Raw genomic sequence first — 20,207 nt, 5'->3', positions numbered from 1 at the left:
TCCTGATTCCAGGATCGACAGGAAATAATGGATCGTCAGCTGACCTTAAGGATCAAACCGGAAGGAATCACTCAGCAGCTGTGGCGGCAGGGGATTCGGTCACGACCCGATCGATCAGGCCGTATTCAACCGCCTCTGCGGGGGAAAGGAAGTAGTCGCGGTCAGTGTCTTCGGTGATTTTTTCGAGGGGCTGACCGGTGTGTTCAGCCATCAGACCGTTGAGGGTGTCCTTGAGGAAAAGAATCTCCTTGGCCTGGATTTCAATGTCCACTGCCTGGCCCTGGGCGCCGCCGAGGGGTTGGTGAATCATGATCCGGGCATTGGGCAGGGCCAGCCGCTTGCCCTTGGTGCCACCCGAGAGCAGGAAGGCACCCATGGATGCGGCCAGGCCGTAGCAGATGGTCACCACGTCTGGGGAGACCTGCTGCATCGTGTCGTAGATCGCCAAGCCGGCGGTCACGGAGCCGCCTGGGGAGTTCACGTAAATCTGGATGTCCTTCTCCGGATCCTCGGCTTCGAGGAACAGCAGCTGGGCGACTAGGGAATCGGCCACCTGATCGTCGATTCCGGTGCCCAGAAAGATGATCCGTTCGCGCAGCAGGCGCGAATAGATATCGAAGGCGCGGTCGCCCTTGCCCGACTGCTCCACAACCGTGGGCAGCACCCCGGGGGAGCCACTGGGGCTCCAGCTGCTGTGGACGGGATGGCGAAGGGTGGCGTCGATCACGCGCGGGGAAGCTCTCGGAGGACCAATCTATTGGTCCTGGCTGTGGCTATTGGGCTTTGGCTGGTTTGGCCTTGGCTTTCGCTTTGGCCTTTGCCTGCTCCTCGCCTGCTGCGTCAGGGTCGGCGTCGGCTGGGGTGGCAGCCTTTTCGGTGATGGTGCTGTTGGCCTCAAGCCACTCCAGCAGCTTGTCGCGCAGCAGGTCGTCGGCAACGGCCAGACGCAATCTTTCGGGATCGATGTTGCCCTGCTGGCTCAGGCCGCGGCTGATCTCCTTGATTTTGGTTTCGAGCTCCTTGGCTTCCACCTCGATCGCCTCGGCGGCGGCGAGGGCCTTGAGGGCCAGGCTGCGGCGCAGGCGCTCCTCTGCCTCCGGCCGGGAGGTGTCCATCAATGAGCGCACCAGGTCCGGGGTGAACAGCTTTTTGACGTCCATGCCCTGCTGGGCGATCTGTCCTGCTGTCTGCTCCACCAGGTTGCGGATTTCCTGTTGAACCAGGGTTTCGGGTAGTTCCACTTCAAGCTCTTGCACCAGGGCGGCGAGCAGGGCGTCGTGGCGGCTGGCCTTAGCCCGTCGCTCGGCGTCGTCCTTGAGGCGGGTTTCCAGATCGCTGCGCAGTTCGGCCAGGGTGGCTTTGTCGCTGGCCTGCTGGGCAAAGGAGTCGTCAAGGGCGGGTAGTTCCCGGCACTTGAGGTCTTTCAGGCTGATCTCGAAGCGCGACTGGCGGCCGGCGGCCTCCTCTTGGGGGTAGCTCTCTGGGAACTGGCAGTCGATGGTTTTGCTAGCGCCGATAGCCATGCCGATTACGCCCTCGACGAAGCCGGGGATCATCCGGCCCTCCTCCAGCTCGACTTCCATGGCATCGCTGCTGCCACCACTGATGGCCTCGCCGCTATCCACGTAGATGCCGCTGAAGCTGAGCACCGCTACATCGCCGCTGGCGGCGGGGCGGCCTTCTACGGGCACCAGGGTGGCCAGCTGCTTGCGCGACTGCTCGATCAGTTCATCGATGCGGGCTGGATCGAAGCTGATTGCCTCGGCCTCAGCCTTTAGCCCCTTGGTGGACTTGAGTTTTGGTGTGGGCTCGACGTCGAGCTCCAGGGTGATGGTGAGGGCGCTGCCGGGCTCGAAGCGTTCCATCACGACTTCAAAGCCTTCGGTGAGCTCGGGCCTGCCGATGGCTACCACCATTTCTTGGCTAACAGCATCCCGGAAAGCGGCGTCCACTAGGTCTTCTAGGGCGGTGGCGCGGATGCGCAGGGGGCCGATCTGCTGGAGCAACACGGGCCGGGGCACCTTGCCCTTGCGAAAGCCGGGAAGCTTGATGCTGCGACTCAGCTTGTCCACAGCGGCGTCATAGCTGGCTTGGCTGCGGCCGCCGGGGATGGCCACCTCGAGGGCCACGCGGCTGCCCGGACGGGGACTGGCTTTTATCGACAGCGGGCTGGCGGCGGGGGCGGCGGCTGAGCTCATGGAAAACAGTTGCAGACCCCAATCCTAGAAAGCGGCCGTTCCGAGCTCCCAGCGCGTATTGTCGGATCGGCGCACGACGAAAGCGATAGGTCCCGAATCAGCAAACAACGGCTTCGACCATGGCCGGTTTCTTTGTTGCAGCTTTCCGCCCCTAGCTGGTTTGACGTTTGATCACCAGCTCCGCCACCGAGTTTTGATTCCTTTCCTGCTCCCTTGACCGCCGCCCAGCCCGTCCCTGCCCCGCCATCTCCCTGCCTGCCCAGTCGCCCCTTAAGGGTTGCGGTGCTCGGTGCGACCGGTGCCGTTGGCCAGGAATTACTCGAGCTGCTCGCTGAGCGCAACTTTCCTGTGGCTGAGCTGATTCCCCTGGCGTCACCCCGCTCCGCTGGTCAAAGCCTTGCCTGGCAGGGCACATCGCTGGTGATCCGGCCCGTGGAGGCCTCAGCTTTTGAAGGGGTGGATGTGGTGCTGGCCTCAGCGGGCGGCTCGGTGTCGCGTCAGTGGGCCCCGGTGGCGGCCCGGGCTGGCGCCGTGGTGATCGATAACTCCAGCGCCTTCCGAATGGATCCGGAGGTGCCGTTGGTGGTTCCAGAAGTGAACCCCGAGGCTGCTTTTGCCCATCGGGGCATCATTGCCAACCCCAACTGCACAACAATTCTGCTCACCTTGGTTTTGGCTCCCTTGGCGTCGCGTCGGGCAATTCGGCGTGTGCTGGTGAGCACTTATCAGAGCGCCAGCGGCGCCGGTGCCCGGGCGATGGAGGAGCTGCGCCAGCTCAGCCGGACCGTGCTCGATGGAGGTGAGCCAGTGAGTGAGGTGCTGCCCCACTCCCTGGCCTTCAACCTTTTTCTGCACAACTCTCCGCTGCAGGACAACGGTTATTGCGAGGAGGAGCTGAAGATGCTCAACGAAACCCGCAAGATCATGGGCACGCCGGAGCTGCGACTTTCGGCTACCTGTGTGCGGGTGCCGGTGCTGCGGGCCCATTCAGAGTCCGTAAATATTGAATTTCATGAGCCCTTCCCGGTGCAGGAAGCCAGAGCCCTGCTGGCTGAGGCCCCCGGCGTGGAGCTGCTGGAAAACTTTGAGGCCAACCGCTTCCCGATGCCCACGGATGTGACGGGCCGCGATCCGGTGGCGGTGGGACGTATCCGCCAGGACCTCAGTGATGCCAATGCCCTCGAGCTCTGGCTCTGCGGTGATCAGATCCGCAAAGGTGCGGCTCTCAATGCGATCCAGATTGCCGAGCTGTTGATCCAGGGCCCGGCGGCTGGAACTGGAGCGGTTTTGCCCGGAGGTGCTGCTTGAGCCCTATCCAGCCAGCCACTCCGTTATTTGGCCGCGTGCTGACGGCGATGGTGACCCCCTTCGCCCCCGATGGTTCGGTGGATCTGGGCCTTGCGGCCCAGCTGGCAGAGCATCTGATCAACCAGGGCTCCGATGGAATCGTGGTGTGCGGCACCACTGGCGAATCACCCACGCTCAGCTGGGACGAACAGCACGCTCTATTAGTTGCCGTGAAGCAAGCGGTTGGGCATCGGGCCAGCGTGCTGGCGGGTAGTGGCAGCAATTGCACCGCCGAAGCGGTGGAGGCGACGCGGCAGGCGGCGGCCCTCGGTGCGGACGGCGCCCTAGTAGTAGTGCCTTACTACAACAAGCCCCCCCAGGACGGCCTTGAGGCCCATTTCCGCGCTGTGGCAGCCGCGGCACCCCAGCTGCCCCTGATGCTCTACAACATTCCTGGTCGTACAGGCACCAGCCTGGAGCCAGCCACCGTGGCCCGCTTGCTCGACTGCACCAACGTGGTGAGTTTCAAGGCTGCCAGTGGCAGCACCGAAGAGGTGAGCGCCCTGCGGGCCCTGTGCGGCAACCGTCTGGCGATCTATAGCGGTGACGACGCCCTCACCCTGCCGATGCTTGCCGTTGGTGCTGTGGGAGTGGTGAGTGTGGCCAGCCACCTGGCCGGCGCTGAGATCAGCGCCATGGTGCGCGCCTTCTATGCGGGGGATTTGGCCCAGGCCCTGGCTCTGCACGACCAGCTGCTGCCGCTGTGCAAGTCCCTTTTCTGCAGCACCAACCCGATCCCCGTCAAAGCCGCCTTGGAGCTCAGCGGCTGGCCCGTGGGTGCACCCCGTCTTCCCCTGTTTTCCGCCACCACCGACGTGCGACAACACCTCTCCGAAACCCTGGCCGCCCTGCGTCCTACCTGACGCCAAGGCTTGAGACCAGATCGATTCAGTTTGTTCCTTTTCCCTAAAACTCCTTCTCCATGACCAGTTCCAACGGCAGAGCCCAGGGCACCAGTCAGATCGCCACCAAGCCGCCCCACCTGCGGGTGATTCCCCTAGGCGGCCTGCACGAGATCGGCAAGAACACCTGCGTGTTCGAGTACGGCGACGACATCATGTTGGTGGATGCTGGATTGGCCTTCCCCAGTGATGGGATGCATGGCGTCAATGTGGTGATGCCAGATACCAGCTATCTCAAGGAAAATCAGAAGCGGATTCGCGGCATGATCGTGACCCATGGTCACGAAGATCACATTGGTGGTATTGCCCACCACCTGAAAAACTTCAGCATCCCCGTGATTCATGGACCGCGCCTGGCGCTGGCCATGCTCACCGGCAAGATGGAGGAGGCCGGTGTGATGGATCGCACCATTCTTCAAACCGTCGCGCCCCGCGATGTGGTGAAGGTGGGCCAACACTTTTCAGTGGAGTTCATCCGCAACACCCACTCGATGGCCGACAGCTTCTCGCTGGCCATCACCACCCCTGTGGGCACGGTGATCTTCACCGGCGACTTCAAATTTGACCACACACCGGTGGATGGCGAGACCTTCGACATGGCTCGCCTCGCCCATTACGGTGATAAGGGGGTGCTGTGCCTGTTCAGCGACTCCACCAACGCCGAAGTGCCGGGCTTCTGTCCGCCTGAGCGTTCAGTGTTCCCTTGCCTGGATCGTCACATCTCCCAGGCAGAAGGTCGGGTGATCATCACAACTTTTGCCAGCTCGATTCACCGGGTGTCGATGATCCTGGAGCTGGCCCTTAAGAACGGCCGCAAGGTGGGTCTGCTGGGCCGCTCCATGCTCAACGTTATTGCCAAGGCGCGGGAGTTGGGTTACATGCGCGCCCCCGATGATCTGTTTGTGCCGATTAAGCAGATACGCGATCTGCCCGACCGCGAAACTCTGTTGCTGATGACCGGTAGCCAGGGTGAGCCCCTGGCAGCCTTGAGCCGCATCTCCCGCGGTGAGCATCCCCAGGTGCAGGTGAAAAGCACCGACACGATTATTTTCTCGGCCAGCCCTATCCCTGGCAACACCATCTCGGTGGTGAACACCATTGACCGGCTGATGATGCTCGGCGCCAAGGTGGTTTATGGCAAGGGCGAGGGTATTCACGTCTCTGGCCACGGCTTCCAGGAAGACCAGAAGCTGATGCTGGCCCTTACCAAGCCCAAGTATTTTGTGCCCGTGCATGGCGAGCACCGCATGCTCGTGGCCCACAGCAAAACCGCCCAGTCGATGGGGGTACCAGGCGACAACATGCTCATCATCGATAACGGTGATGTGGTGGAGCTCACCGCCGATTCGATCCGTAAAGGCGACCCCGTCAAGGCCGGCATCGAACTGCTGGATGCTTCCCGAAACGGCATTGTTGATGCCCGGGTGCTGAAGGAGCGCCAGCAGCTGGCAGAAGACGGAGTGATCACTCTGCTTGCGGTGATCAGCACCGACGGTGTGATGGCTGCGCCGCCGCGGGTGAATATCCGTGGTGTGGTTACCACTGCTGATGCCCGCAGGCTTTCGATGTGGGCCGAGCGCGAAATCGGCTGGGTGCTGGAAAATCGCTGGAATCAGCTCTGCCGCAACACCGGTGGCAAGGCCCCTGAGGTGGATTGGGTCGGTGTGCAGCGAGAGGTAGAGGTGGGTCTGCAACGCCGTCTGCGCCGCGAGCTGCAGGTGGAGCCGTTGATCATTTGCCTGGTGCAGCCAGCCCCTGCCGGTACGCCTGCTTACAAGGGCCGCGCCGACGCCGAACCCGACAGCCGCCCCGCTCCCCGGGGTCGCTCTGCCCGCGATGGCGGTGGTCGTGATGGAGGCGGCCGCGATGGAGGCGTTCGTGAAGTAGTTGCCCGTGGCCGTGATGGCGCCGTGCCGGCACCCCAGCGTCAGCTGGTTGCCGTTGGAGCCGCCGCCCCTGCCGCCACGCCTATGTCTGCTCCTACTGCCGCCCCTGCCGCTGTAGTTGCTGAGGTTTCGGCCCCAGCCCCAGCAGAGCTCGAGCCGGAACCCGCCGGCCGTACCCGGCGCCGCCGTTCAGCCGCTGTAGCGGGCTGATCGGCCCCAGCACCAGCTCAGCGGATCACCACTCGCAGCAGCCCCTTGGAGAGTTCGGCGAACTCCTCGGGGCTAGGTCCGCCGACTTGCTTGGCAAAACGCCCTTCTGGCTCAGCCAGGCTCTCTTTGCTCACGGCGACGTCCAGCTCTTGAGCAGTCGCCGCATCTGCCTGGGCCACCTCGATCAGCTCTGGCTCATCGACCACTTCAACTACCAGACTCGGCACCGGCACGGGTACCTGAGCCTCCGCCGCCTCGATGCCTCCAAGTTGCTCCATCCAGGGCATGGCCGAGCCAGCGCTGCTAAGTACTGTTCCTGCCGCTACTGGCTCATTGCCGAAGGGGAAGGCTTGGCCTCCAGTGCTTGGCGCATTCGTGGCTTGCTCCGGTGCAACTTCCAGTTGTGCTGCCTGGCTGGCGCATTGCTCCAGCCCCTGGTCGGCGATATCCCGCAGTACGGGTTCTTGCGTGGCTGCTCGAACGCGGCTGTAAAAACCGGTTGCTGTAGTTCTGTCTTGGTAGCCGTAGAGGTAGGTGTGGCCTAGTAACAGCTGCAGTCTTTGGCGCAGGGGGTCGGCGGGCTCGTTGGGCAGCTCGAGCAGCAGCTCCTCGCTTAAGCGGGCCACATCGTCCCATTGGCGTTCGCTGTAAACCCGCTCAATGGCCTCATAACGCTGTTGTAGCGAGTGCGGCGAGGTTGTCATTGCGGCAGGTGTGCGGCGGGATGGTGCAGCCACAGTGTGCAGCGATCCCAGCGCAGCTGCCAATCCGCGCCTAAGTCTGCCTGGCCTGGGGGATGGCCCGGTTGCAGCCGCCGCAATAGTTCCTCGAGTTGCCTGGCAGGGAGCGTCAGCCTGGTGCTTTGCTCAAGCCAGTGATGCAGCAGTTGGCGCTGGTTGGCTACGGCTAGGTCGCCCAGCTCCTGGCGCTGTAGGCCTGGTGTCCCAGCCTGGCTGCCGGCTGTTTTTAGAGTTTGCAGGGCCAGATTCACCAATTCGTCGCTGCTCTCCACCTCCTCCACCAGCCGCTCTGCTTGGGAGCTGATCCGCTGGGCGGCGCCGGGATGGAGCTCCTCGAGCACGGGCACAACCTCGGCCCGGATTCGGTTTCGGCTGTAGCGGCGGTCGGTGTTGCTCGGGTCGTGCCACACGGGCAGTGCCAGTTGCTTGCAAAGCCGGGCGGTGTCGGCCCGGGAGAAGGGCAGCAGCGGCCGCGCCAGCGCGATTGGCTCGCTTGGATCGGTGGTTGGGCTCGATGGGCTGGTGAGGGGGCGCAGGCTGCGCAGGCTCGCCAGGCCGCGGCGATGGCTGCCTCGGGCTAGGTGCAGCAACAGAGTTTCGGCTCGATCGCTAGCGGTGTGGGCGGTCACCACATGGCCCACCCCCAAACATCTGGCCTGCTCAGCCAACTGGCCGTAGCGCCAGTGGCGGGCGTCAGCTTCGCTGGTTGCCTCCAGCGGCCTCAGCCAGGAGGAAACGTGCAGCTCGAGCCCCTGGTCGCTGCACCAGCCGGCCAGCTCCGCTGCCACCTGGCCCGACTCCGGCCGCCAGCGGTGGTCGCCATGCCAGAGGTGCAGGGGCCACTGGTGCAGGCGCTGCAGGTCGCGTAGCAGGGCCAGCAGGGCCATGGAATCTTGACCACCCGAGATTGCCAGCAGCAGCGGCGCCCCCGCCGGCAACAGGTCGGGATGGTGACGCAGATGGCGATGCAGCCGCAGGTGGTCCGGGCTCCAGCGCGGCCCGGGTGGGAGAATCGATTCACTATTCAAATCTTGCGTTTCCATGGTTGCGAAGTCGCGTCTTGAGCAGCTGCCCTCCGCCCTGCAAGCCGCGCTTGCTGATCGCCGCCTGCTCAAGGTGATCGCTGGCCTCACCAATTTTGATGCTGCCAGTGTGGAGCGGATCTGCCGGGCCGCTGGCCTAGGCGGAGCCGATTTGATCGATGTGGCCTGCGATCCGGAGCTGGTGCAGCTGGCCGCTGCAGTGAGCGGTTTGCCGATCTGCGTGAGCGCAGTTGAGCCGGAGCTTTTTGCCGCTGCTGTGGCTGCCGGGGCGGCAATGGTTGAAATTGGCAACTACGACGCCTTTTACCCCCTCGGTCGCATCTTCGATGCCGCCGAAGTGCTTGAGCTCACCCGCCGCACTCGCGAGTTGTTGCCCGAGGTGGTGTTGAGCGTCACCGTGCCCCATGTGCTGCCCCTCGATCAGCAGGAGCAGCTGGCGGTGGATCTGGTGGCCGCCGGTGCCGACGTCATCCAAACCGAAGGTGGCACAAGCGCTAAGCCCTTCAGCGCCGGCAGCCTCGGCCTAATTGAGAAGGCGGCTCCAACCCTGGCCGCTGCCCACAGCATCAGCCGGGCCTTGGCTGCGGCGGACAGTGTTGAAGCGGGTAGTGCCGCACCGGTGCTGTGTGCCTCTGGCCTCTCCGCCGTTACCGTGCCGATGGCGATCGCCGCCGGTGCCGCCGGTGTGGGGGTTGGTTCGGCGATCAACAAGCTGAACGACCCGCTGGCCATGGTGGCCGTAGTGCGCGGTCTACGCGAGGCACTTGGAATGCCTGCAGGCACAATCGTTGTTGCTTAACGCCAAGCCCAGTGGTTTCTGCCTGAACCCATGACTACTTTGCGGCAATGATCCCCGCATCGTTTTCATGGGTTCTTTGATGTGGCTATTGCAGTGGCCGATTCGGGCCATTGTCCTGTTGATTGTGGCCTGGCTTCCCTTGGGAGTGGAGGTGAGCAGTTTCCCGATCGCCATGCTTTCCGCTGTGGTGATCGGCTTGCTGGGTACCCTGTTGATCTGGCCGCTGAAGCTGCTGCTGGGGCCGGTGTGGGCGGTCACCAGCCTGGGGGGCCTGATCAGTCCGGTGAGCTTGCTGTTCAACTGGGCAATCACCGTGGTGCTGTTTGGTCTGGCGGCTTGGTTGATCAAGGGATTCCGCCTTAAAAACGGAGTGGTGAGCGCGATTCTCGGCGGCGTTGTCTATGCCGTGTTATCGGCCGTGATCCTGCGGATCCTTGGCCTTGATGTCGACTTCACTCGTGCAGCTGCCCTAATCACCACAGCTCCGGTGGTTTGACCCCGAGAATGGGGGCATGGTTCCGTTTGAACTCCACGCCCCCTACCAACCCAAGGGAGATCAGCCCACGGCCATTGCCGGGCTGGTGCAGGGTGTTGATGGGGGCGAGCGCTACCAGACCCTGCTAGGCGCCACCGGCACCGGCAAGACCTTCACGATCGCCAATGTGATCGCCCAGACCGGGCGTCCTGCTTTGGTGCTGGCTCACAACAAAACCTTGGCGGCCCAGCTCTGCAATGAGCTGCGGGAGTTCTTCCCGAATAATGCTGTTGAATATTTCATCAGCTACTACGACTATTACCAGCCGGAGGCGTATGTGGCTGTCTCCGACACCTACATCGCCAAAACCGCTTCGATCAACGAAGAGATCGACATGCTGCGCCACTCGGCGACCCGTTCGCTGTTTGAACGCAACGATGTGATCGTTGTGGCCTCTATCAGTTGTATTTATGGTTTAGGTATCCCCAGTGAATATCTAAAGGCTGCAGTCAAGTTTAAGGTGGGCGAGACTCTCAATTTGCGAGGCTCCCTGCGGGAGTTGGTAAACAACCAGTATTCCCGCAACGACCTGGAGATTTCTCGAGGTCGTTTTCGGGTGCGGGGAGATGTGCTGGAGATCGGCCCGGCCTATGAAGACCGGCTGGTGCGGATTGAGCTCTTTGGTGATGAAGTGGAGGCGATCCGCTACGTGGATCCCACCACCGGGGAGATCCTGCAAAGCCTCGACACAATCAATATCTATCCGGCTAAGCACTTTGTGACGCCAAAGGAGCGGCTGGCGGACGCGATTTTGGCCATCCGCCACGAGATGCGTGAACGGCTCGATGTACTCAACGGTCAGGGGCGGCTCCTTGAGGCCCAGCGGCTGGAGCAGCGCACCACCTACGACCTGGAGATGCTTGAGCAGGTGGGCTACTGCAATGGAGTGGAGAACTACGCCCGCCATTTGGCCGGGCGAGAGGCGGGCACGCCGCCGGAATGCCTGATCGACTATTTCCCTAAGGACTGGCTGCTGGTGGTGGATGAGAGCCACGTCACCTGCTCCCAGCTGCAGGCGATGTACAACGGCGACCAGTCGCGTAAGCAGGTGCTGATTGAGCACGGCTTCCGCCTGCCCAGTGCAGCCGACAACAGGCCGCTCAAGGGTTCGGAATTCTGGGAGAAGGCCCAGCAGACGATCTTTGTGAGTGCCACTCCTGGTAACTGGGAGATGGAGCAGAGCAGTGGCCAGATTGTGCAGCAGGTGATCCGCCCCACCGGGGTGCTCGATCCGATCGTGGAGGTGCGTCCTAGTGAGGGACAGGTGGACGACCTGCTCGGCGAGATCCGGGTGCGGGCTGAGAAAAACGAGCGAGTGCTTGTGACCACGCTCACCAAGCGCATGGCCGAAGATCTCACCGATTACCTGGCCGAAAACGGCGTGCGAGTGCGCTATTTGCACTCGGAAATCCACTCGATTGAGCGGATTGAGATCATCCAAGATCTCAGAAATGGCGAATACGACGTGCTGGTGGGGGTGAATTTACTGCGGGAAGGATTGGACCTGCCCGAGGTATCGCTGGTGGCGATTCTTGATGCCGATAAGGAGGGCTTCCTGCGGGCTGAGCGCTCCTTGGTTCAGACCATTGGCCGCGCTGCCCGCCACATCGAGGGCATGGCGATTCTCTATGCCGACAACCTCACCGATTCGATGGCTAAGGCCATCTCAGAAACCGAGCGCCGCCGCGCCATTCAGCACGCCTACAACGTTGAGCACGGCATCACCCCCACCCCTGCAGGCAAGCGGGCCGGCAATTCGATTCTCTCCTTTCTGGAGATGTCACGGCGGCTCAACGACGACCAGCTGGAGGAGGCCACCGAGCAGGCCGAGCACAACAATGTGCCCCTAGATGCCCTGCCGGAGCTCATCCAGCAGCTCGAAGAGAAGATGAAGGGGGCTGCTAAGAATCTCCAGTTTGAAGAGGCTGCCAACTTGCGTGACAAGATTAAAAACCTGCGCCAGAAGTTGGTGGGGAAGCATTAGCGCGATTCTGATTAGCGCGATTCTGAGCGGTCAACGACCGGCGGCCTTGAGCACGATCTTGATGGTTTTGACCATGATCAGTAGATCCAGCCATAGACCGGCGTTGCGCAGGTAGAAAAGGTCGTAGCTCAGTTTCAACTCCGAATCCTCAATGCTTGAGGTGTAAGGCATGTTCACTTGGGCCCAGCCGCTGAGGCCGGGCCGCACCCAGTGGCGCAGGCGGTAGTTGGGGATTTCCGCTTCTAGCTGACCCTCTAGTTCGGGCCGCTCCGGACGCGGGCCGATCAGGCTCATCTCCCCTCGCAGCACGTTGATCAGCTGGGGCAGTTCATCGAGCCTGGTGCGGCGCAGCCATTGGCCGATCGGAGTTATGCGCGCATCCTGCTCTGCTGCCCATAGGGCGCTACCTGTTTCGGCCAGGGGCACCATGGTGCGGAGTTTCAGCACAGCGAAGGATTGGCCCATTAGCCCGGTGCGTTGTTGCCGATAGATCACGGCACCACCGTCCTGCATTCGGACTAATAGGGCGGCCAGCGCCACGACCGGGCTGGTTATCACCAGAAGCACGAGGCTGACCAACACATCGGCGAAGCGCTTGAGCTGCTGCTCAAACGTGCTCTTGGTGCCATCGATGCGGCTTGAAAACAGCAGCCATTGATCGCCCACCCAGTGGGGAGGAATGCGCTGTAGCTCTTGCTCCGCCATGGCCGCCATGGCCGCCAGGGACAGCACGGGATGGCCCTGGCCCACTACCTGTTGGCAGAATTGCTGCACATTCGCTTCGTCGGCTACGCCACTGCTGAGTGCAATGGTCGCGTTGGGGGAATCGCGCTCCCAGAGCGTGGAGCTGAACGGCAGGATTGGCGGCAGGGGATTGTTGCCGTAGCTGCGCCGCCATTCCTTGGTGATGGCCTCCACTTCCTGGGGCAGCGCCACGATCTGCCAGGCAGGTTGGGAGGAGAGATGTTGGCCTTGGCGCAGCCCCAGCCGCACTAGGGCGCTCCAGAAGGAAACCAGGCTGAACATAGGAATCAGACTGCCCCGGTGCAGCAGGGTGATGTCTTGAGGCACCCGCAGCAACCAACCCAGCAGGGCGCCCGCCACGATGCTGGCGCCGCTGGTGATTCCGAGCCGCAGCAGCAGTTGTATCCAGCGCAGCCGCGTCAGTTTCAGCAGGGTGTAGGAGCCGAAAAGCCAGCCCAGGCTCAGGTAGATCAGGACTAGGGCCAGCAGCAAGAGCTGTTGATTGCCAACACTGTTTTGGCGCAGGCCGTTCACGGTTATTGCTGCGGCGATTAACCCAGCAGCGTCGAGACCTGCCGCGAGGGCAAGGGGAAGGCGGTGGCGGCCCCAGTTCATGCCATCGATACCTCGACCTCGCCAGGCGCCTCGGTGCCTTCGGCCCGATGTTGCGGGATGCCTCCAAGTTCAAATGCGGCGTGCACCGCTTGCAGCGCTTTGATGCCCTCGGCTTCCGCTACGACGCAGCTGGTGCGGATCTCGCTGGTGGCGATCAGTTCGATGTTGATGCCTGCGTCAGCTAGGCAGCGGAACATGCGGGCCGCGGTGCCTGGGGTGAATGGCATGCCAGCGCCTACAGCACTGATTCGGGCTATGGCGGGCCCCTCCTCGAAGCTGGAGCCGGGCCATTGCCGCAGTAGGGGCGCCAGGGTCTGCTGCGCCCGCGTCAGATCGTCGCGTTTGAGCACGAAGCTCATATCGCGGCTTGGCCCCGCGTGGGTGCGCTCGGATTGCACGATCGCGTCGAGGCTGATGCTGGCGTCGGCCAGGGTGCGGCAGACGGCCGCGGCGGTGCCAGGGCGATCGGGCAGGCGCTTCACTGCCACCTGGGCCTGATCGCGGTCGAGGGCAACGCCGCGTACGGCCGGATCCCCCTGATGGCAGGGCCTGGGATCGCGGCGCAGCTGCTGATCAGGCAGCTCGAAGGCTTCGGCAGCGGCCCGCAGGGCCCGATCCGCCTGGTCTCCAGCCACCAGGCAGCTCACCTTTACTTCGCTTGTGGCAATCAGGCGCAGGTTGATGCCTGAGCGGGCCAGGGTGTCGAACAGCCGGGCAGCCACCCCCGGCCTGCCCATGATCCCGGCGCCCGAGATGCTCAGCTTGGCCAAGCCGGCTTCGGCGCTCAGCTGGGCGCCGCCATCGTTGAGGGTCGCGCCCAGCCCTGCCAGCACCTCGCCGCACACCAGCTGGGCCCGGTCGCATTCAGCGGCGGCCAGGGTGAAGGCGATGTCGTTCGAGCTGCCCTCGTGGGTGGCTTGCACGATCAGATCCACGTTGAGGCCGGCGGCGCCGAGGGCCTCGAACAGCTGGGCTGCCACTCCGGGCCGGTCGGGCACGTGGGCGAGGGCCAGCACAGCCTGGTTTGTTAGGAGTTCGGCGCCATCCACCGGTTTACCCAGCTCCAGACCCTCATGGCCAATTGGCCTGGGGGCGCCGCTGGTGAGCAGGGTGCCGGCCTGCTCGCTCCAGCTGGAGCGCACCACAAGGGGCACGCCGTAGTTGCGGGCGATCTCAACAGCCCGCGGGTGCAGCACCGAAGCTCCCAGGCTGGCCAGCTCGAGCATTTCATCGCAGCTCACCTGGGCCATCAGTTGGGCGTCGGCCACCTTGCGGGGGTCGGTGGTCAGCACCCCAGGAACGTCTGTATAGATCTCGCAGGTATCGGCGCCCAGGGCTGCTGCCAGGGCCACCGCCGAGGTGTCGGAGCCGCCGCGGCCCAAGGTGGTGATCTCGGGGGTGCCGCCGGCGCCGCTGCTGGTGCCCTGGAAACCAGCCACCACCACCACCTGACCATCATTGAGCAGGCGCCGTAGCCGTTCGGTGCGGATCTCCAGGATGCGGGCGCGGCCATGGGCCGATTCGGTGACGATGCCAGCCTGGGTGCCTGTCATCGACACCGCCGGCACGCCCTCGGCGTGCAGTGCCATGGAAAGCAGAGCGATAGATACCTGCTCGCCGGTGGCTAGCAGCATGTCCAGCTCCCGCTGGGGTGGGTTGCTGCTGATGGCGCGGGCTAGGCCGGTGAGCTGGTCGGTGGTGTGGCCCATCGCTGACACCACAATCACCAGCTCGTGGCCCTCCTCACGGCTGCGGGCGATGCGTCGGGCCACTGCCTGAATGCGCTCCACATCGGCCACCGAGGTGCCGCCAAACTTCTGAACCAGCAGGGCCATGGCGGGGTGCGGCGGTGGGCGTCAGTGAAAGAACGGCTAATTATCCGTCTTGATCTCTTAAGCGTTGAGCAAGAAGCCGTCGCGGAAGGCATCGCCGGCATCACTGCCCCGCTTCAGGGCAGCCTCCACTGAGAGCAGCTGGCTGAGCAGGCGCAGGAAGACGGCGGGCTGGCGGCCGCGGATCTGCTTGCGCATCACGTAGATGCGTTTGGGGTTGCCGATGCCGGCCGCTTTAGCGATCACCGCCACGTCGCTTTCACCTTGCTGGTCGAGCAGGGTGACCCAAAGCCAGCCGCGGATCTGGCTGCTGAGGGCGGCAACGATGCGCAGGGCCGGTTCGTTGGCCTCCAGCAGGGCGTCGAGCCGGGCAATGGCGTCGGCTGGCTGGCCAGCCAGCAGGGCATCGCCCACGGCGAGGGAGCTGGTGGTCTGACCGCCCACCAGGGCCTGCACGGCGGCGAGGGTGATGGGATTGGCGTAGAGGCTGAGCTTTTCAAGCTCGCTGGCGAGGCGAGCGCTGTCGTTGCCGATGGCATCGGAGAGGGCTGAAGCTGCGGCTGGCTCCAGCTTCAGCCCCAGCTCCCGGGCCGTGCGGCTCACCAGCTCCACCTGGCCGGCGCCGTCCCAGATTGCTGGCAGGGCAAAACTTTGCTCGCTGGCCTGGCCAGCCTTCACAAGCTTCTGCAGGGCCTTGGTGGTGCGTAGCCGGGCATCCGGCTTGCCGGAACTCACCAGCACCAGATGGCAGCCATCCGCCACCTGGGCCAGGGCGGCCTCGAAACGCTCGGCCAGCTCAGCTGGGCACTGGCTGCAAAAGGGACTGCGTTGCAGCACCACCATGCGGCTGCCGGCGCCAAAGGGCGGTGTGCGGGCCTCCTCGAGGGCCTGGGCCGCCTGGCCGGCGTCGTTGCCATCGAGGCGGCTGAGGTTGATGGTGGCCCAGCTGGGATCCACCTGCGCCTGCACCAGCGTTTCGACGGCACGGTTGCGGGCAGCCTCGTCGTCGCCCCAGAGCAGGTGAATGGGCATGGGTGGTGTGCGGTGCTCAGGTCCGCAGGGCGCTGAGCACCGGATGGAGCTCAGTCTGGGCCAGGGCCGGATGGTCGGTGACCAGCACCACTGCGCCGGACTGGATCGCAGTAGCAAGTTCAATGGCGCAGCTGTCGTCGAGCTGGGGTTCCTGGCGGCGTAGACGCACGGCGGCAGCGGCGATGGCGCCATCGCTGGGGATCAGTTGCCAGTGGTGGGGATTGTTGAAAGCCTGGATGTAGCGCTGGGTCAGGGCCTCGTCGCTGCGGGCCAGGGGCCCCTCAAGCACCCGCATCAGGCTCAAGCTGCTGACAACCCCAATCCAATACCCAGCCCCTATGCCATGCATCAGGGGCTCGAGGTGTTTGCCGGCACCCTTGGCGTCGGCCAGAAAGGCCACCAGCGCGGTGCCATCAAGGGCGATCCGGGAGCCGTGGGCTAGCAGGCGGGGGTTGAAGGCGCCTTGGCGGGGCAGGTTCTGTACGGGTTGTACAAAAGCTGGCGGTGGCGGTGCTGGCCGGGCTGGTTGGCGTTGCTGGGGATCCCAGCAGCCCCTGCCGCTGCCTTGTAGGGCCATCAGGCTCTGGATTTGACGTTGGCGGAGCAGGGGATCGACCGGTGCCTGTCCTGCCAGTGGCACCAGGGCGGCCATGGGGGTGCGGTGGCGCTGGATCACGATTCGTTCGCCTGCCGCCGCTCGCTCCAGCAGTTCCGGTAGGCGGCGTCTGGCCGCCTCGACGCCCAGGGTGGTGTCAGGCATGGGTGTGCACGAATCTGTACAGACCGTACAAGCTGTACAGCCTGTACATAATTAAGGACAGCGCTGCTGGTGATTGATGCACCGCTCAGAAATGGGCCATGAGAAATGGACCGGAACATGAGTAATGCTGAAACTGCGGCTCTTGGCGGAGTGCCTTCCCTGGATCACCCGATTTTTAGTGAGAGCTTGCGGCTGATCCGGCAGTTGCCGGGTACGGCGGCGGCGCTGGCGTCGCTCAGCCCCCTCCAGCAGGACGTGCTGCTGCGTCTGATTCACAGCAGCGGTGATCCGGGTTTGGCGGCCGATCTGGTTTGTCCCGCTACCGCCTGCGGCGCCGGCTTGGCGGCGTTGGCTGCGGGGGTGCCGATCCTCACGGACACGGCAATGGCGGCCGCGGCGGTGGCGCCGATGGCGCGGCGCACCTTCGCCAATCCGGTGCGCAGCGTGCTGGATTGGGCGCCTGAGCAGGCGCCGGCGGGCTCCACGCGCACGGCCGCCGGCATGGCGGCGGCGCTGGCCGGGCCGGGCCAGCCAGGCGTGGTGTTGATCGGCAGCGCCCCCACGGCCCTGGAGGTGCTGCTGGAGCTGGTGGCAGCGGGAAGCGTGCCGGCACCAGCCCTGGTGATCGGCATGCCGGTGGGGTTTGTGGGGGTGGCGGAGAGCAAGCGTCACCTGGCTGAGAGTGGCCTGGTGCATATGCGGCTCGAGGGCTCCAAAGGCGGAGCCGGACTGGTGGCAGCGGCCTGCAACGCCCTGCTGCGGGCTGCCTGGCTTCAGGCGGCGAGCGCGCCGTCGGCCCCGCTGGGTTCGTCTTGATCCACTTGTATGACGCTGTTGGCTTCGATGCGGCCCAGCACCTGGCGGGCGCGCAGCACCACCGCGGCGGGAACGCCGGCTAGGCGGGCGGCCTCGATGCCATAGCTGCGGCTGGCGCCGCCGGGGGCTACCTGGTGCAGGAATATCAGGGCGTCGCCGGTTTCCTGCACCAGCACCTGGGCATTGGCGACGTTGGCCAGCTGGCCGGCCAGGGCGTTGAGCTCGTGGTAATGGGTGGCGAAGATCGAGCGGGCGCGGATGCCGCCGCGTTCGGCCGGCGTGGCCAGGTGCTCGGCCACGGCCCAGGCGATCGAGAGGCCGTCGAAGGTGGCGGTGCCGCGGCCGATCTCATCGAGCAGCACCAGGGAGCGCTCGCTGGCGTGGTGAAGGATGTTGGCGGTTTCGGCCATCTCCACCATGAAGGTGGACTGGCCGGCGGCCAGGTCGTCGCCGGCGCCGACGCGGGTGAACAGGCGATCGGCGATGCCGAGGCGGGCCGAGGTGGCTGGGATCCAGCTGCCCATCTGGGCCATCAGCTGCAGCAGGCCGGTTTGGCGCAGGTAACAGCTCTTGCCGCTGGCGTTGGGGCCGGTGAGGATGATCAGGTCGGGGCGGGGGGCTGCCTTGGGGTTTGCCTCGGGGATGGCACCAAGAACCACGCTATTGGCGGTGAAGGGCTCTTCCACCAGCAATTGCTCCACCACCGGGTGGCGGCCGGCTTCGATCTGCAGCAGGCGGGCCTCGGGACCGGCGGGGTCGGTGATTTCGGGGCAGCAGTAGCCGCTGGTGGCGGCCACCTCGGCTAGGGCCCCGATGGCGTCGAGCTCGGCCACCAGGCGCGCAGCTGTGCGGATGGCGGCGGCCTGGTCGCCGACCTGGATGCGCAGGGCGCAGAACAGTTCGTATTCGCGCTGGGCGGCGCGGGCCTTGAGCTGCTGGATGGCGCCCTCGCGGTTGCGCAGGGCTGGGGTGACGAAGCGCTCCTCGTTGGCCAGGGTTTGGCGGCGGATCCAGTGCTCCGGCACCGCCGCCGCCTTGGCCTTCGACACCGCCAGGAAGTAGCCGAAGGTGCGGTGGTATTGGAGTTTGAGGCTGCTGAGGCCGCTGAGCCGGCGCTCCTCCGATTCCTGCTGGGCCAGCCAGGTGTCCTGGTCGTCGAGCTGGTTGCGCAGCTCATCGAGGGCCGGATCAACGCCGTCGTGGAACAGGCCGCCCTCGGTGAGCGATAGGGGTGGGGTGTCGAGCAGGGCGTGGCGCAGCTCGCCGGCCAGGCTTTCAAGCTCGGGCCAGGGGCGGGCCAGGGCCTGCAGCGGGGCGCTGGTGGCTTTGGCGAGCTGGGCGGCCAGCTGGGGCAGGCGCTCGAGACCATCGGCCAGGGCCACCAGATCCCGGGCCGAGGCGCTGCCGGCGCCGGCGCGGCCGGCCAGGCGTTCCAGGTCGCCCATCGGGCGCAGCAGCCGGCGCAGGGTTAGTCGCAGGCCGCGATCGGCCACCAGCTCGCTCACGCCGCCCTGGCGCTCCAGGATCGCGGGCCGCTCCACCAGCGGCGCCTGCAGCCAGCGGCGCAGGCAGCGGCCGCCCATGGCGGTGTGGGTGCGGTCGAGCGCCCAGAGCAGGGAGCCGTGCACGCTGCCGCCCAGCTGGGTTTTGGTGAGCTCCAGGTTGCGGCGGGTGGCGGCGTCGAGCACCAACTGGTCGCCGGCCTGCCAGGTGGTGGGGGGATCCAGCGGCACCCGGGTTTGGCAGGTGTCGTCGAGGTAAGCCACCAGGCCACCCGCTGCGCGCAGGGCCAGCGGCGCTTCGCCGAGCCCCAGGCCATCAAGGCTGGCCAGGCCGAAGCGCTGCTTGAGGGTGGCGGAGGCTTCCGGCGCCTCAAAGGGGGTGCGGGGCAGGGGCGTGAGCCGCAGGGCCTCGGGGCACCAGGTGGGGCAGGGGGTGGCGCTGGCACTAGCGGTGGCGCCGGGCCAGAGCACTTCGGCGGCTTCCACCTGCAGCAGCTCCTGGTGCAAGCCGGCACTACCGCTCCGCTCCGTGACCCGGAATTCACCTGTGCTGACATCGGCCACCGCCAGGCCCCAGCACGCGCCCTCCATCACCACGGCGCAAAGCCAGTTGTTGAGGCGGGCCGCCAGCAGGCCCTCTTCAAGCACCGTGCCGGGGGTGAGCACCCGGGTGATGCCGCGCTTGAGCAGTTCGCCCTTGGCCGGGGTGCTTTCCAGCTGGTCACAGAGGGCGACGCTGAGGCCGCGGCGCACCAGCTCAGCGCAGTAGCGCTCGGCGGCATGGTGGGGGATGCCCGCCATCGGCACCCGACCGACAGCCTTGCCGCCCTCCTTGCCGGTGAGGGTGAGCTCCAGCAGGCGCGAGAGGGTGATGGCGTCTTCAAAGAAGCACTCGAAGAAGTCGCCGAGGCGGTAGAGCAGCACCCGATCGGGATGGGCGGCCTTGAGCTCCACGTAGTGACGCAGCATCGGCGTCAACTGCTCTGGTGCCACCAGGCCGTGGTGGTGCCAGGGGGGCAGGTCGGAGTCGGGGCTTGAGCTTGCTGTGGTTGCGGCCGGCGGGGCAGCTGGGGCGGCTTGGCGCTGACGGCTGCGGGGCCGGGTTGGGCCGGGCTCGGGTGCGGGCTGGGGTGCGGGCTGGGGTTCTTCGGCCAGGCCCAGGGCGGCGGTGAGCGAAAGCTGTTGTTCGGCTTCCGCGGCCACGGCCCTTTCCTGGTGAGGTTGGATCGTAGGTCGACTTGCCGGTGGCTTCATGTTGTGAA

16 protein-coding genes are annotated in these 20,207 nt (G+C 65.0%); 7 read left to right on the top strand and 9 right to left on the bottom strand.

Going from position 1 to position 20,207, the window contains the following annotated elements; genetic code table 11:
• Nucleotides 1–67 precede the first annotated feature (67 nt).
• Nucleotides 68–727, bottom strand: a complete 660-nt coding sequence (clpP, locus tag C7K55_RS09435; RefSeq protein WP_106632476.1) for an ATP-dependent Clp endopeptidase proteolytic subunit ClpP — start codon at nucleotides 725–727, stop codon at nucleotides 68–70.
• A 46-nt stretch (nucleotides 728–773) separates the two neighbouring features.
• Nucleotides 774–2,198: a trigger factor gene (gene tig / locus C7K55_RS09430; RefSeq protein ID WP_106632475.1), complete on the bottom strand. Its 1,425-nt coding sequence runs from the start codon at nucleotides 2,196–2,198 to the stop codon at nucleotides 774–776.
• Between the two features lie 213 nt (nucleotides 2,199–2,411).
• Here tig and C7K55_RS09425 point away from each other — a divergent pair, with 213 nt between their 5' ends.
• The 3 genes from C7K55_RS09425 to C7K55_RS09415 are packed head-to-tail and all read left to right on the top strand — an operon-like array spanning nucleotide 2,412 to nucleotide 6,543.
• Complete coding sequence (locus C7K55_RS09425) at nucleotides 2,412–3,506, top strand: aspartate-semialdehyde dehydrogenase (protein ID WP_106632474.1); 1,095 nt, start codon at nucleotides 2,412–2,414, stop codon at nucleotides 3,504–3,506.
• Nucleotides 3,503–4,408, top strand: a complete 906-nt coding sequence (gene dapA, locus C7K55_RS09420; RefSeq protein ID WP_254969851.1) for a 4-hydroxy-tetrahydrodipicolinate synthase — start codon at nucleotides 3,503–3,505, stop codon at nucleotides 4,406–4,408. The genes C7K55_RS09425 and dapA overlap by 4 nt, the downstream gene beginning before the upstream one ends.
• A gap of 59 nt (nucleotides 4,409–4,467) precedes the next feature.
• On the top strand, nucleotides 4,468–6,543 hold the full coding sequence (locus C7K55_RS09415; protein WP_106632473.1) for a ribonuclease J: 2,076 nt from the start codon (nucleotides 4,468–4,470) through the stop codon (nucleotides 6,541–6,543).
• Nucleotides 6,544–6,560: 17 nt separating this feature from the next.
• Here the strand turns inward: C7K55_RS09415 and C7K55_RS09410 are convergent, their stop codons facing one another.
• Both C7K55_RS09410 and tilS read right to left on the bottom strand, forming a co-directional pair.
• Complete coding sequence (locus C7K55_RS09410) at nucleotides 6,561–7,247, bottom strand: hypothetical protein (protein ID WP_106632472.1); 687 nt, start codon at nucleotides 7,245–7,247, stop codon at nucleotides 6,561–6,563.
• Nucleotides 7,244–8,326: a tRNA lysidine(34) synthetase TilS gene (tilS, locus tag C7K55_RS09405; RefSeq protein WP_106632471.1), complete on the bottom strand. Its 1,083-nt coding sequence runs from the start codon at nucleotides 8,324–8,326 to the stop codon at nucleotides 7,244–7,246. The genes C7K55_RS09410 and tilS overlap by 4 nt, the downstream gene beginning before the upstream one ends.
• Between tilS and C7K55_RS09400 the strand changes: the two genes are divergently transcribed.
• The 3 genes from C7K55_RS09400 (at nucleotide 8,325) to uvrB (ending at nucleotide 11,644) form a co-directional block, all read left to right on the top strand.
• On the top strand, nucleotides 8,325–9,125 hold the full coding sequence (locus C7K55_RS09400; RefSeq protein ID WP_106632470.1) for a DUF561 domain-containing protein: 801 nt from the start codon (nucleotides 8,325–8,327) through the stop codon (nucleotides 9,123–9,125). The two genes, tilS and C7K55_RS09400, sit on opposite strands and share 2 nt — an antisense overlap.
• Before the next feature lie 67 nt (nucleotides 9,126–9,192).
• Entirely contained in the window at nucleotides 9,193–9,621 is a 429-nt protein-coding gene (locus C7K55_RS09395; RefSeq protein WP_106632469.1) for a phage holin family protein, read from the top strand.
• A 16-nt stretch (nucleotides 9,622–9,637) separates the two neighbouring features.
• The gene (gene uvrB / locus C7K55_RS09390; protein ID WP_106632468.1) at nucleotides 9,638–11,644 is read left to right on the top strand and encodes an excinuclease ABC subunit UvrB; all 2,007 of its coding nucleotides are present in this window, start codon (nucleotides 9,638–9,640) and stop codon (nucleotides 11,642–11,644) included.
• A 30-nt stretch (nucleotides 11,645–11,674) separates the two neighbouring features.
• On the opposite strand, the gene C7K55_RS09385 is transcribed toward uvrB, so the two are convergent.
• From C7K55_RS09385 to C7K55_RS09370, 4 genes are read right to left on the bottom strand one after another with little or no spacing between them, the layout of a single operon-like run.
• Nucleotides 11,675–13,003, bottom strand: coding sequence for a sugar transferase (locus C7K55_RS09385; RefSeq protein WP_106632467.1), 1,329 nt, complete (start codon nucleotides 13,001–13,003; stop codon nucleotides 11,675–11,677).
• Nucleotides 13,000–14,838 carry an aspartate kinase gene (locus C7K55_RS09380; protein WP_106632466.1) on the bottom strand — a complete coding sequence of 613 codons (1,839 nt, stop codon included), beginning with the start codon at nucleotides 14,836–14,838 and terminating at the stop codon, nucleotides 13,000–13,002. Before C7K55_RS09380 ends, C7K55_RS09385 begins: the two co-directional genes overlap by 4 nt.
• A 57-nt stretch (nucleotides 14,839–14,895) precedes the next feature.
• Nucleotides 14,896–15,867: a DNA polymerase III subunit delta gene (gene holA, locus C7K55_RS09375; protein ID WP_106632465.1), complete on the bottom strand. Its 972-nt coding sequence runs from the start codon at nucleotides 15,865–15,867 to the stop codon at nucleotides 14,896–14,898.
• Nucleotides 15,868–15,883: 16 nt separating this feature from the next.
• Nucleotides 15,884–16,627: a type II toxin-antitoxin system Phd/YefM family antitoxin gene (locus C7K55_RS09370; RefSeq protein WP_106632464.1), complete on the bottom strand. Its 744-nt coding sequence runs from the start codon at nucleotides 16,625–16,627 to the stop codon at nucleotides 15,884–15,886.
• 117 nt (nucleotides 16,628–16,744) lie between these two features.
• Between C7K55_RS09370 and C7K55_RS09365 the strand changes: the two genes are divergently transcribed.
• Nucleotides 16,745–17,443, top strand: coding sequence for a precorrin-8X methylmutase (locus C7K55_RS09365; protein WP_106632534.1), 699 nt, complete (start codon nucleotides 16,745–16,747; stop codon nucleotides 17,441–17,443).
• On the opposite strand, the gene mutS is transcribed toward C7K55_RS09365, so the two are convergent.
• Nucleotides 17,401–20,199, bottom strand: coding sequence for a DNA mismatch repair protein MutS (gene mutS, locus C7K55_RS09360; protein WP_106632463.1), 2,799 nt, complete (start codon nucleotides 20,197–20,199; stop codon nucleotides 17,401–17,403). The genes C7K55_RS09365 and mutS overlap by 43 nt on opposite strands.
• Between the last annotated feature and the right edge of the window lie 8 nt (nucleotides 20,200–20,207).

Source organism: Cyanobium usitatum str. Tous (genome assembly GCF_003011885.1).
GTDB classification, from domain to species: domain Bacteria; phylum Cyanobacteriota; class Cyanobacteriia; order PCC-6307; family Cyanobiaceae; genus Cyanobium_A; species Cyanobium_A usitatum.
Note: the sequence above shows the minus strand (reverse complement) of the source record. Positions and strands in the feature narration are given on the sequence as shown.